Source organism: Amycolatopsis sp. N2S4-7 (assembly GCF_058119595.1).
In genome coordinates, this window is the sequence record NZ_CP172299.1 from 10,086,087 (window position 1) to 10,098,230 (window position 12,144).

The following is a 12,144-nucleotide window of genomic DNA, read 5'->3' on the forward strand; positions in this document are numbered from 1 at the left end:
AGGACAGTCCGCCTGGCAGCGTTCGGGAACGCCGGTGATCAGGTGCCGCGATACCGGTCCACTTCGGGCGAAGCGGCACCGAATTGCGCGAATCGGGCGCGCCGGTGCGGGGGAAGCGATTCAGGCAATGGCTTCGATCAGGAAGGTCGCGTTGTGAACGTTCAGTCCGTTGTCGGGGTGGCCGGGGCAGGCGACGGGGGCTCGCCGGCTCTGACGCGGTTGCCGCTCGCGGACATCGTCCAGCCCGACACGCCACGGTTGTCCGGGCTCAACGAGGAGCACGCCCGTTTGCTGGCCAATGCGGACGCGGCGCTGCCCCCCATATTGGTGAACCGCCGCACGATGCGCGTGGTCGACGGCGCGCACCGCCTCCTGGCCGCCAAACTGCGCGGTCAAGACGCGATCGACGTCGTTTTTTGTGATTGCGACAACGACGAAGCGTTCGTGCTGGCGGTGGAGAAGAACGTCACGCACGGCTTGCCGCTGTCCCGCGCCGAACGCACGGCGGCTGCGGAGCGTATCATCGGCACGTATCCGGAATGGTCCGATCGAGCGATAGCGGCGGTGGTAGGCCTTTCGCACAAAACGGTCGGTGCGATTCGCCGGAGGTCCCCGAAGAACGCGGAACCGGTCACGCACCGCCGCGGCCGCGACGGCCGCCTCCGCCCGGTGGACGGCGCCGCGGCCCGCGCGAAGGTGAGCCGTCTGCTGGCGGACCGGCAGGGGGCATCGCTGCGGGAGATCGCTCGTGAGGCCGGGGTCAGCCCGGACACGGTCCGCAACGTCCGCGACGATTCCCGCCGCCTGGCGGCAGCATCGGTGCCCGCCGCCGCTTCTGTGTCGGGTTCGGGCTTGGCTTCGGGTTCGGGCGGTTCGCTGCCGCCCGTCCCGGCGGCTTCGGTCCCGGCCCCGCGGACGGCCCCGGGCGCGGACTCCCGCCCGCCGGCCTCCCGCCGGGCGAGCGCGTGCGTGCGGCTCCCGGCCTCGGGGACGGCCGAGCGGTCGGCGTTGATGCGGAGCCTGCGCAACGACCCGTCGCTGCGGTTTTCCGAGTCGGGGCGGGTGTTGCTGCGCCTGCTGGACGTGTCGGCGCTGGGATCGGAGGACTGGGTCCGGATCAGCGAGGACGTGCCCGCCCACCGCGCGGCCGGGATCGCCCAGCTGGCCCGCGAATGCGGACGGCTCTGGCAGAAGTTCGCGGCCGCGGTGGAACAGCGGCAGAACGAACAGCTGGACGCCTGACCGCGCACGGCCCGCCCGCGGTGGTGGGCTTCGCGCCGGGGCTGGGGTGGCGGCGGGCTGCGCACTGTCCGCCCACGGTGGCGGCGGCCTTCGCGCCGGGGCTTGGGGGTGGCGGCGGGCTTCGCGTTGTCCGCCCGCGGTGGCGGGCTTCGCGCCGGGGCTGGGGGTGGCGGCGGGCTTCGCGTTGTCCGCCCTCGGTGGCGGGCTTCGCGCCGGGGCTGGGGGTCGCGGCGGCCTTCGCGTCGTCCGCCAGTGGTGGCCCGCTCCCGTCACTCCGCCGCAGCGGCCGCCTTCGTGCCCAACCGATTGCCGTGAACGGCTCGTCCGGCCTCCCGGACGAGCCGTTCAGCACGTCCGGACCGGCCTGCCCGGCACCCCTCGTGGTCGGGCAGGCCCGAACTCGACTCCCGACCCCCGCCTCGCGGTGATCCCCGGGTTGCTGCAAGTATGCTAGCATGCTGTCATGGGTGCTGAGGATGTCAGGCAGTTCAACGTCTACCTGCCGGTGGAGCTCATCCGGCAGGTGAAGCACTTCGCGATCGACAACGAACTGTCGCTGTCGGCGCTGGTGGCCAAGGCACTGCAGGCCTACCTCGCCGAGCACCAGCAGCTGGACTCCGACGAAACCACCGCGTGAAAGGAAACCGGGACATGACGACCGAGGGTGTCGAAGGCGTTTACATCGAGACCCACAACTGGGGGAAGACGGCGAAGTTCCTGGAAGCGCTGGGCTACAAGGTCGAATTCGCGACCGAGCACGGTTCCGGAATGCTGAAGCAGGCCGAGGGGCCGTACTTCGTCGTCGGGGAAATCCCGCAGGAACGCCGGCCTCAGGTGCAGGTCGTGCTGCACGTCGCGGATGCCGCAACCTTCAAGCCCGATCCGGTCGTCGAGGTGGTCAGTCCCTTCGAGGAGACGCACTACGGCACCCAGCGGATGGTCGTGCGCGACCCCGATGGGCGTGACTGGAGCATCGAAGCGCCGCTCAAGAGCTGAGCGGCTTCGTGACAGGCGGGACCACGTCGCCGGCCACCCTGCTCAGGTGGCACCCCCAGAACGCGCGGTGTGGGAGAACGCCTGGCGGGAGCGCCCCCGATGCCGCTCGGAATCGGGGGCGCTCCTTTTTATTTCGGTCGCCCGAATGGTGACGGCGTAAATCGAAACAAACGCGAAGATCACCCGGACGGTTAGTGAGCAAGCATGCTAGCATCCTTGCATGACAGAAGTTCACCGCACCGAAAGGGACCCGGGGGTACCGATGGCCAGCGAGAAGTCCGCGACGGGAACGGCGACCGCGCCGGCACCGCCTCGCCGCGGTCTCGGCATGCTCGTCGTGATGATCGGCGTGCTCATCTCGGCGGTCGACGGCACGATCGTCGTGCTGGCGCTGCCGGTGATCGAAGAAGACCTGAAGATTTCGCTGACCGCCGTCACGTGGGTGGTGGTCGGCTACCTGCTCGTCGTCACGGTGCTTTCCACGCAGCTGGGCCGGTTCGGCGACATGTTCGGCCGGGTGCGCATGTACAAGGCCGGGTTCGTGGTGTTCACGATCGGCTCGATCCTGTGCGCGGTGGCCTGGAACGGCGCGTCGATCATCGGGTTCCGCCTGCTCCAGGGCGTGGGCGCGGCGCTGATCGCGGCCAACAGCGGGGCGATCATCTCGGAGCTCTACCCGCCGGAGGAACGCGGCCGCGCCTACGGGTTCAACGCCTTCGGGTTCTCCTTCGGCTCCGTGCTCGGCGTCCTGCTCGGCGGCGTCATGGTGACGTACGTGTCGTGGCGGTGGATCTTCTGGATCAACGTGCCGATCGGTGTCGTGGCCCTCGTGCTCGCCGCGAAGGTGCTGCACGACCGCGGTGAGCGGAAGCGTCACCGGCTCGACTTCGCCGGCATGATCACGCTGGGGCTGGGACTCTTCGGCATCCTCTGGGCGATGACCGGGCTGGCCTCCGGCCCGCTCGACGGCGAGATGATCGCCTTCCTCGTCGGCGGCGTCGTGCTGCTGGTGGCGTTCGTGTTCGTCGAACTGCGCCAGAAGGAGCCGACGCTCGACCTGACCATCTTCCGCATCCCCACGATGGCGCCGTCGCTGCTCGCCGCGCTGCTGCAGGGCATCGGCAGTTTCGCCGTGCTGTTCCTGGTCATCATGTACCTGCAGGGCACGCGGGGGATGAGCCCGATCGACGCCTCGCTGCTGCTGGTCCCGGGATACGTGATCGGCGCGGTGGTGGGACCCTACGCCGGGCGCCTCACCGACCGGTTCGGCTCGGTCGTCCCGGCCACCCTGGGGCTCGGCATCTCCGTCGCCGCGATGGTGATCTTCGCGCAGATGACCGCGACGAGCAGCCTGTGGCTGGCCGCGATCGGCAACCTCGTGATCATGATCGGCGGCAGTTTCTTCTTCCCGGCCAACAGCACCGCCGTGATGAAGGCGTCCCCGCCCGACAAGCTGGGCATCGCCTCCGGCGTGCTGCGCACGTTTTCCAGCATCGGCATGGTGTTCTCGTTCACCACGGCCATGGTCGTGGCCGCGCACTCGATCCCGCGTGACCTGGCGTTCGCCATCTTCGTCGGCACCAGCAGCCTGCACGGGCCGCTCGCGATCGCCTTCGCCGACGGGCTGAGCTCCGCGTTCTACACCATGATGGGGATCATGGTCCTCGCGGCGATCCTGTCCGCCCTCCGCGGGAAGGCCCGCACGTAGCGGAAATCCCGCCCGGCGGGCACCGAGACCACTGCTGATCGACCACTTGCGGGGGTAGTGTGATCAAGACAGCGACACGGGAGCAGGCGTGTGCCACCCACACGACCGTGCTGATCGCCGGTGACCATCCCATCTACCGGTCCGGCCTGCACATTTTACTCGACGAGGTCGAGGCGTTCCACGTCGTCGGCGAGTCCGGCACCGGATCGGACGTGGTGGCCAAGGCGCACACGCTGCGCCCGCAGGTCGTGGTGATGGACATCGTCCTGCCGGGCGAGGGCATCGCGGACGTGATCAGCCCGATCACGGGCTGCTGCCCGGACACGGCCGTGCTCATCATCAGCCCGCTCTGCGACCGCGAAACGTTCCTGTCCGCGATGCGGGCGGGCGCGCGGGGCTACCTGCTGAACGGCGCCTCCTGGCAGGATCTGGTGATGGCGGTCGAAATGGTCCGCTCGGGCGGGCTGGTGTTCGACTCCTGCGCGTCCGACTGGGTGCTCGAGCACCTCAGCCAGCCGGCGGACCCGCGGCGTCCCGAGCCGGACCACAGCCGGTGCGACGTGGTCGAACTGGTCCCGGGCCGGCCCGGCGTCCCCGGTCCCCGCCGGGCCTGACACCGCGCGGTGTCCGACTGCGGAAATTGCCCAGTCGGACACCGCGCCGCGCCGGAAAGCCGTTTCCTTGACCGTCGCGCTTCCCGCTTGTTAATTTCGCGTGCGGACACGGTATTTGTTCTCACGCGCCGCGCGGGCGATTTCGCGCCGGGCTTTCACTCCCTGAAGCGAGGACGGCGATGAACGAGCGTTTCCACGCCCTGCGGGTGGCCGAGGTGATCGACGAAACCGAGGACGCCCGCTCCCTGGTGTTCGACGTCCCCGACGACCTCGCCGAAGAGTTCCGCTACCGCCCGGGGCAGTTCCTGACCGTGCACATCCCGCACGCGGAGCACGGTTCCGTGGCCCGGTGCTACTCGTTGTCGAGCTCGCCCCACACGGCCGATCCGCTGATGGTGACGGTGAAGCGGACGCCGTCGGGCCTGGGCTCCGACTGGTTGCTGCGCAGCGTCCGGGAAGGCAGCGTGGTGCACGTCCAGCCGCCCGCGGGCCGGTTCACGCCGGCGTCGCTGGACGGCGACTTCCTGTTCCTGGCCGCCGGGAGCGGCATCACGCCGGTGATGTCGATCCTCAAGTCCGCGCTCGCCGCCGGGTCCGGCCGGCTCGCGCTGATCTACGCCAACCGCGACGAGCGCTCGGTGATCTTCGCCCGGCAGCTGGCCGCGCTGGCCGCCGCGTACCCGGCGCGCCTCACCCTCCTGCACTGGCTGGAAACCCTGCAGGGGCTGCCGGATCCGGCGCGGCTGCGGGCGCTCGCCGAGCCGTTCCGCGACCGCGACGTCTACGTGTGCGGGCCGGGCCCGTTCGTGGCCGGGGTGGCCGACGCGCTGGCCGGGCTGGACGTCCCGCCCGAGCGGACCCACCTGGAGCAGTTCCGCCCGCTGCCCGGCGGCCTGTTCCCGCCGCCCTCGGAAAAACGCGTGGCGGAAAGCCGGATGAGCGCGAAAGCGCTGCCTTGACGGGCTTTCCCGGGCTTTGCCAGAATTCACCCCGAACCATTCCCGCGTCGCGGAAGCCGATTCCGCATGCGCAGACCCGAATCGGAGACCGGCCATGGCGAAACGGCTGCGCATGCTGCTGCGGATGGGGCACCTGACCAGCACCGGGCAGGTCGGTGACGGCCGGGAGGAGGCGCTCGCCGCCTACGTGCTGGAGCACGCCACCCCGGGCGACGTCGACGACGTGATCCGGGTGATCGACGAATACGCCTACCGCCGCGCGACCCTGATCAACGTCGGCGACGAAAAGGGGCTGCTGCTGGACGACGCGGTCCGGCGGGCCCGGCCGCGGCTGCTGCTCGAGCTCGGCACGTACTGCGGCTACAGCGCGCTGCGGATGGCCAGGGTCATGCCGCCGGACGCGCGGCTCTGCTCGGTGGAGTTCAGCGCCGCCAACGCGGCGGTGGCCCGCCGGATCTGGGACCACGCCGGCCTGGGCGACCGGGTCACCGTCCTGCACGGCACGCTCGGCGACGGCGGCGGCACGATCGAGCGGCTGACCACGCGGCACGGCTTCGGCCCCGGCCGGCTGGACTTCGTGTTCGTCGACCACGTGCGGGACGCCTACCTGCCCGACCTGCGGCGGATCCTCGACCAGGGGTGGCTGCACCCCGGGTCGATCGTGCTCGCCGACAACATGAAGATCCCGGGCGCGCCGCTCTACCGGCAGTACCTGCGCGAGCGCGAGGGCCGGGACTGGCGGACCCGCGAGCACCACACCCACGTCGAATACCAGTCGTGGGTCAAGGACCTGGTGCTGGAGTCGGAGTACCTGGCTCCGGCACCGAAGCCGATGGAGAGGACTGACCGGTGACGGCGGACAAGACCGCGGTTCGGGTGGCGTTGTGGCGAGCCTTGCACGTCCGGGCCGATCCGCCGCCGCACGTGTTCGAAGACGAGCTCGGGGCGCGGCTGGTGGCGCCGGACGACGGCTGGCGCGACCGGCCGGACATGGCGCCGGAAGCCAGCGCCCGCGCGCGGGCGTCGATCGTGGCCCGGGCCCGCTTCACCGAGGACCTGGTGGTGGAGCAGGCCGGCCGCGGGGTCGGCCAGTACGTAATCCTCGGCGCCGGGCTCGACACCTTCGCGCAGCGACGGCCGGAGATCGCCGCGAAGCTGCGGATCTTCGAGATCGACCAGCCGGAAACCCAGGCCTGGAAGCGGGACCGCCTGACCGAGCTGGGTTACGACGTCCCCGAGTTCGTGCCCGTCGACTTCCAGGCGGACGAGTCCTGGTGGGAGCGGCTGACGGCGGCCGGGTTCGACCCCGGCCGGCCGGCGGTGCTGTCCTCGTCCGGCGTCGCCATGTACCTGAGCAAGGACGTCGTCGCCGCGACCCTGCGCCAGGCCGCGTCGCTGGCCACCGGGTCGACGCTGGTGATGTCGTTCATGCTGCCGGTCGACCTCGTCGACCTGGCCGAGCGGGCCGCCCGCGAAGGGGTCGAACGCGCCGCGCGCGGCGACGGGACGCCGTTCCTCAGCTTCTTCGGACCGGACGAGATCCTGGTGCTGGCCAAGGAAAGCGGGTTCCGCCACGCCGAACACGTGTCGGCGGGCGACCTCGCCGGGCGCTACTTCGCCGGCCGGGGCGACGGGCTCCGGCCGTCGAGCATCGAAGAACTGCTGCTGGCCACCACCTGAACGGCCCGGGGAGGGCAACCATGAGGCTTTTCACATCCGAGTCGGTCACCGAGGGACACCCCGACAAGATCTGCGACGCGATCAGCGACGCCGTCCTGGACGCCTTGCTGGCGCAGGACCCGCGGTCGCGGGTCGCCGTCGAAACGCTGATCACCACCGGGCAGGTGCACATCGCGGGCGAGGTCACCACCGAGGCGTACGCCGACATCCCGGCCATCGTGCGGGAGAAGATCCTCGAGATCGGGTACGACTCGTCGGCCAAGGGTTTCGACGGGCACTCGTGCGGCGTCAACGTGGCGATCGGCTCGCAGTCGCCGGACATCGCCCAGGGCGTCGACACGGCCTACGAGACCCGGCTGGAGAGCGCGCTCGACGAGATCGACCGGCAGGGCGCGGGCGACCAGGGCCTGATGTTCGGCTACGCCTGTTCCGACACCCCGGAGCTGATGCCGGTGCCGATCGCGCTCGCGCACCGGCTGTCGCGCCGGCTGGCCCGGGTGCGCAAGGAGGGCGTGATGCCCTACCTGCGCCCGGACGGGAAGACGCAGGTGACCATCGAGTACGACGGCGACCGGCCGGTCCGGCTGGACACCGTGGTCGTCTCCACGCAGCACGCCGAAGGCATCGACCTGGAGGCCATGCTGGGCGCGGACGTCCGCGAGCACGTGGTGGGGCCGGAACTGGCGTCGCTCGACCTCGACACGGCGAGCCCGCGGCTGCTGGTGAACCCGACGGGCCGGTTCGTCATCGGCGGCCCGATGGGCGACGCGGGCCTGACCGGCCGGAAGATCATCGTCGACACCTACGGCGGGATGTCCCGCCACGGCGGCGGCGCGTTCTCCGGCAAGGACCCGTCCAAAGTGGACCGGTCGGCGGCGTACGCGATGCGCTGGGTGGCCAAGAACGTCGTCGCCGCCGGCCTCGCCGCCCGGGCCGAGGTCCAGGTGGCCTACGCGATCGGGAAGGCCGCGCCGGTGGGCCTGTTCGTGGAGACCTTCGGCACGGAGAACGTGGACCCGGTGAAGATCCGGCAGCTGATCCCGGAGGTGTTCGACCTGCGGCCGGCCGCGATCATCCGGGACCTGGACCTGCTGCGGCCGATCTACGCGCAGACGTCGGCGTACGGCCACTTCGGACGCCCCGACCTGGACCTGCCGTGGGAGCGCACCGGCCACGCGGACGTCCTGAAGCAGGCTGTGGGCGCATGACCGGGGCGCCGATGGTGACCGGGTCGATCGCGACCGACCACCTGATGCGGTACCGCGGGCGGTTCGCCGACCACTTCGTGGCCGGGCAGCTCGACCAGGTGTCGTTGTCCTTCCTGGTGGACGAGCTCGTCGTCCGCCGCGGCGGGGTGGCGGCCAACATCGCCGTCGGGCTCGGCTCGCTGGGCCTCGTCCCGGTGCTGGTGGGCGCGGTCGGGTCCGATGTGGACGAGTACCGCGCCTGGCTGGACGCGCGCCGCGTCGACACGAAGTCGTTGCTCGTCTCGGAGTCGCGGCACTCGTCGCGGTTCCTGTGCACCACCGACGACGACCAGTGCCAGATCGCCTCGTTCTACGCGGGGGCGATGGTCGAGGCGCGCGACATCGAGCTGGCCGAGGTGGTGGACCGCGTCGGTGCGCCCGGCCTGGTCGTGGTCGCGCCGAACGACCCGGAGGCGATGCTGCGGCACACGCGGGAGTGCCGCGAGCACGGCTACCCGTTCGCCGCGGACGTCTCGCAGCAGCTGGCCATCATGACCGGGGAGCAGGTGCGGGAGCTGGTCGAGGGCGCCGTGTACCTGTTCACGAACGCCTACGAAGCCTCGTTGCTGCTGCGCAGCACGGGCTGGCGGCGCGACGAGGTCCTCGCCAAGGTGGGCGCCTGGGTGGTGACCCACGGCGCGGAGGGCGTGGTGATCGACCGCGACGGCCACCCGCCGATCGCGGTGCCGGCGGTCCCGACGGACGCGGTGGCCGACCCGACGGGCGTGGGTGACGCGTTCCGCGCGGGCTTCCTGTGGGGCCGCCACCGGAGACTGGGGCTGGAGCGTTCGGCCCAGGCGGGCTGCACACTGGCGACGATCGTGCTGGAGACGGTCGGCCCGCAGGAGTACGCCCTGGAGCGGGGCGCGTTCGCGGGCCGGGTGGCCCGCACCTACGGCGCGGACGCCGCGGCGGAGATCGAGGCGCAGCTGCGGATTTGAGCGGGCACCAACGGACCGGCCGGACCTGCGCAGGTCCGGCCGGTCCGTTGTGCCGAGACCGCTGGGCCGGGCGGCCGGTTCCTTCGCCCGCGCGAGGGCTGCGGAAGCTCCGGCAGCGGTTCCCGGACCGGGCGCGGCCACGCCGAACCACGCGCATGCCGGCCCCCACGACACGAGCCGGCCGGACCGCTCGGGTCCGGCCGGCTCGGTGCGCTGTGATCAGTGGTTGTGCCGCATGGTCCGTTCACCCCCTCTTCGTCGAGTGGCGGTTACCCGCGCGCGGAGCGCGCAGCGAGACTTCGAGGCTGTACAGGCCGCGCTCGGTGACGTTCGGCCGGGGCGACGGCTCGTGGACCAGTTCGGCGTCCGGGTACCGGTGGGTCAGCGCGGTGAACGCCGCGGTGGCCAGCTGGACGGCGAACGGCGCGCCCAGGCAGGCGTGCGGGCCGCGGCCGAAGCCGAGGTGCCGGTTCGGGGTGCGGCCGAGGTCGAGGGTGTCGGGGTGGTCGAACACCGCCGGGTCGCGGTTGGCCGCGCCGAGCAGCACCGTGATCTCCTGGCCGCTGAGGATCTTCTCGCCGCCGAGCTCGGTGTCGCGGACGCAGCCGCGGCTTTCGGCGTGCACCGGCCCGTCGAACCGGACGAGCTCGTGCACCGCGACCTCGGTGTCGGCCGGGCGACGGCGGTCCCGCGGGACGCGCAGCAGGGTGAGCATGCCGAACGCGAGGAACCGGCTGGCGGTCTGGAACCCGGCCTGCAGGATCACCCGGACGGTGTTGAGCAGCACGTCGCGGTCGAGCTCGTCGGTGGTCGTGCTCGCCAGCAGGTACGCGATGAGCCCGCCGGCCGGGGGCGCCTCGAGCCACCCGCCCGCCAACTCGGTGAGCCGCGCCCGCGCGGCCACGCCCGGTTCGTAGCACTCCGGGCGGAGGCTCGCGTCCATGCCGTCGACGATCGTGTTCGACAGCGGCACGAACCAGTCGCGGTCCACCGTCGGCGCGCCCAGCAGGTGCGTCACCGCCGCCAGGGCGAGTGGCTCGGCGAACAGCCGGACGAAGTCGAACGACTCCCGCCGCTCGAGGTCCGGGAGGAGCTCGGCGAGCTTCGCCGCCAGCAGGCGGTCCAGGGACCGGGTGGCCCCCACGGCTTTCAGGCCCTCCAGCATCAGGTGCCGGATCTGCGTGTGCTCCGGCGGGTCGAGCGTCTGGATGCCCAGCAGCGACCGCGGCGTGTTTTCCCCGATCCGCCGCCAATCGGAACAGAAAACGCTGTTCTCGCGCAGCACGGTGTGGCCTTCGTGATAACCGGTGACCACCCAGGCGTCGATGTCACCGTCCCAGTGCACCGGGCCGTGCCGGTGCCATTCCCGGTAGATCGGGTAGGGGTCGAGCAGTGCCGCGGGTTCGAGCAAAGCCTTGATACCACACGTATTCACGAGCGAACCCCCTGGTGTGTGACCGGTGATCAGTCTGGCGAAAGGGACGATGTGGTGTCAAACAAACGACGGAATGCGATTTCCTTGACCGGGCACCGGATCGGAGTAGTTTCGAATCGGGTCATTGTTCCGGGTGACGGGGGTATTTACCGTGGTGACGACCGCCGGCTACCCGGCTGTGCTGCGCGTGCCCGGGATGCCCGCGGTGTTCCTCGCGCACGCGGTGTCCATGGCGGGCACGCTCGCCGCCGAGGTCGCGCTCTCGATCCTGGTCTTCCAGCGGTCCGGTTCCGCGCTGCTCTCGGCGCTGGTCCTCGTCGGCACGTTCCTGCCGTACGCGCTGGGCGGCACGCTCGCCGGGATCGCCGACCGCTGGCCGGCCCGGCGGGTGCTGGTCGGCTGCGAGCTGCTGAGCGCGGCGTGCGTCGCCGCGATGCTGGTCCCCGGGATCCCCGTCCCGGCCCTGCTGGGGCTGCTGTTCGTCACCGGCGTCGTCGCCCCCGTCTTCCAGGGCACCCGCGCGGCGAGCCTGGCGCACCTGCTGGACGCCGGGACGTTCCCGCTGGGCCGGTCGCTGCTGCGCACGGTCAGCCAGGTCATGGTGCTGGCCGGGTTCGGGCTCGGCAGCGCGCTGGTCGCCGCCGTCGGGCCGGGCCGGCTGCTGGCCGGGGACGCCGTCAGCTTCGTGCTGTCCGCGGCGCTGATCGGCTGGGGGACCCCGGCCACCCCGGTCGCCCCGGGACGACGTCGGGCCGGCGGCGCGCGGGCCCTCCTCGGTGACGCCCGGCTGCGGCGGCTGCTCGCGGTGTCCTTCGCGGTGCCGGCGTTCGCGTCGGTGCCGGACGGGCTCGCGGTGGCCTACACCGCGCAGACGGGCACCGATCCGTCCCTGGCCGGTCTGCTGTTCACCGGGTACGCCGCCGGTACGGTCGCGGGGGAGGTCGTCGTCGCCCGGCTGCCCGCGCGGGTGCGCCGGCGGCTGGTCGTCCCGCTGGCGCTGGCGACCCAGCTGCCGGGCCTCCTGTTCTTCACCACGCCTTCGCTGCCGCTGGCCGCCGCGCTGCTGTTCCTTTCCGGGGCGGGCTTCGCGTGCAACCAGGGGCTCGACCCGCTCCTCCTCGCGGCGACGCCGGAACGCCTGCGCGGACGCCTGTTCACCCTCCAGAGCAGCGGCTTGATGACGGTGCAGGGCGTGAGCATCGCCCTGGCCGGTGCGCTCGGCACGGCGATCCGGCCGGGTTTCGTCATCGCTTCGGCCGCGCTGACCGGCGTTGTCGTGGTGGCCGTCCTGCTGCGTCGTGCTCTGTGAAAAGAACGGGCCC

At 71.5% G+C, this 12,144-nt stretch carries 12 protein-coding genes; 11 read left to right on the forward strand and 1 reads right to left on the reverse strand.

What is annotated here, in order from left to right; translation table 11 throughout:
• Positions 1-153 precede the first annotated feature (153 nt).
• The 10 genes from ACH54P_RS47715 to ACH54P_RS47760 all read left to right on the forward strand — a co-directional run bounded on the left by ACH54P_RS47715 (position 154) and on the right by ACH54P_RS47760 (position 9,387).
• Positions 154-1,242 (forward strand): ParB/RepB/Spo0J family partition protein, encoded by a 1,089-nt coding sequence (locus ACH54P_RS47715; protein ID WP_489909931.1) that lies wholly within the window; start codon positions 154-156, stop codon positions 1,240-1,242.
• 463 nt (positions 1,243-1,705) lie between these two features.
• The gene (locus tag ACH54P_RS47720; protein ID WP_489909932.1) at positions 1,706-1,879 is read left to right on the forward strand and encodes a ribbon-helix-helix domain-containing protein; all 174 of its coding nucleotides are present in this window, start codon (positions 1,706-1,708) and stop codon (positions 1,877-1,879) included.
• Between the two features lie 14 nt (positions 1,880-1,893).
• Positions 1,894-2,238 (forward strand): VOC family protein, encoded by a 345-nt coding sequence (locus tag ACH54P_RS47725; protein WP_489909933.1) that lies wholly within the window; start codon positions 1,894-1,896, stop codon positions 2,236-2,238.
• A 220-nt stretch (positions 2,239-2,458) separates the two neighbouring features.
• The gene (locus tag ACH54P_RS47730) at positions 2,459-3,946 is read left to right on the forward strand and encodes an MFS transporter (RefSeq protein WP_489909934.1); all 1,488 of its coding nucleotides are present in this window, start codon (positions 2,459-2,461) and stop codon (positions 3,944-3,946) included.
• A gap of 59 nt (positions 3,947-4,005) precedes the next feature.
• Positions 4,006-4,560, forward strand: coding sequence for a response regulator (locus tag ACH54P_RS47735; RefSeq protein ID WP_489909935.1), 555 nt, complete (start codon positions 4,006-4,008; stop codon positions 4,558-4,560).
• A gap of 179 nt (positions 4,561-4,739) precedes the next feature.
• Entirely contained in the window at positions 4,740-5,519 is a 780-nt protein-coding gene (locus tag ACH54P_RS47740) for an FAD-binding oxidoreductase (RefSeq protein ID WP_489909936.1), read from the forward strand.
• A 94-nt stretch (positions 5,520-5,613) separates the two neighbouring features.
• Positions 5,614-6,372 carry an O-methyltransferase gene (locus ACH54P_RS47745; RefSeq protein WP_489909937.1) on the forward strand — a complete coding sequence of 253 codons (759 nt, stop codon included), beginning with the start codon at positions 5,614-5,616 and terminating at the stop codon, positions 6,370-6,372.
• Entirely contained in the window at positions 6,369-7,199 is an 831-nt protein-coding gene (locus ACH54P_RS47750) for a class I SAM-dependent methyltransferase (RefSeq protein WP_489909938.1), read from the forward strand. Before ACH54P_RS47745 ends, ACH54P_RS47750 begins: the two co-directional genes overlap by 4 nt.
• 20 nt (positions 7,200-7,219) lie before the next feature.
• Positions 7,220-8,407, forward strand: coding sequence for a methionine adenosyltransferase (gene metK / locus ACH54P_RS47755; RefSeq protein WP_489909939.1), 1,188 nt, complete (start codon positions 7,220-7,222; stop codon positions 8,405-8,407).
• Positions 8,404-9,387 carry a carbohydrate kinase family protein gene (locus tag ACH54P_RS47760; RefSeq protein WP_489909940.1) on the forward strand — a complete coding sequence of 328 codons (984 nt, stop codon included), beginning with the start codon at positions 8,404-8,406 and terminating at the stop codon, positions 9,385-9,387. Before metK ends, ACH54P_RS47760 begins: the two co-directional genes overlap by 4 nt.
• 244 nt (positions 9,388-9,631) lie before the next feature.
• On the opposite strand, the gene ACH54P_RS47765 is transcribed toward ACH54P_RS47760, so the two are convergent.
• Positions 9,632-10,798 carry a cytochrome P450 gene (locus ACH54P_RS47765; protein ID WP_489909941.1) on the reverse strand — a complete coding sequence of 389 codons (1,167 nt, stop codon included), beginning with the start codon at positions 10,796-10,798 and terminating at the stop codon, positions 9,632-9,634.
• Between the two features lie 175 nt (positions 10,799-10,973).
• On the opposite strand from ACH54P_RS47765, the gene ACH54P_RS47770 reads away from it, so the two are divergent.
• Positions 10,974-12,131 carry an MFS transporter gene (locus tag ACH54P_RS47770; RefSeq protein ID WP_489909942.1) on the forward strand — a complete coding sequence of 386 codons (1,158 nt, stop codon included), beginning with the start codon at positions 10,974-10,976 and terminating at the stop codon, positions 12,129-12,131.
• Positions 12,132-12,144 lie beyond the last annotated feature (13 nt).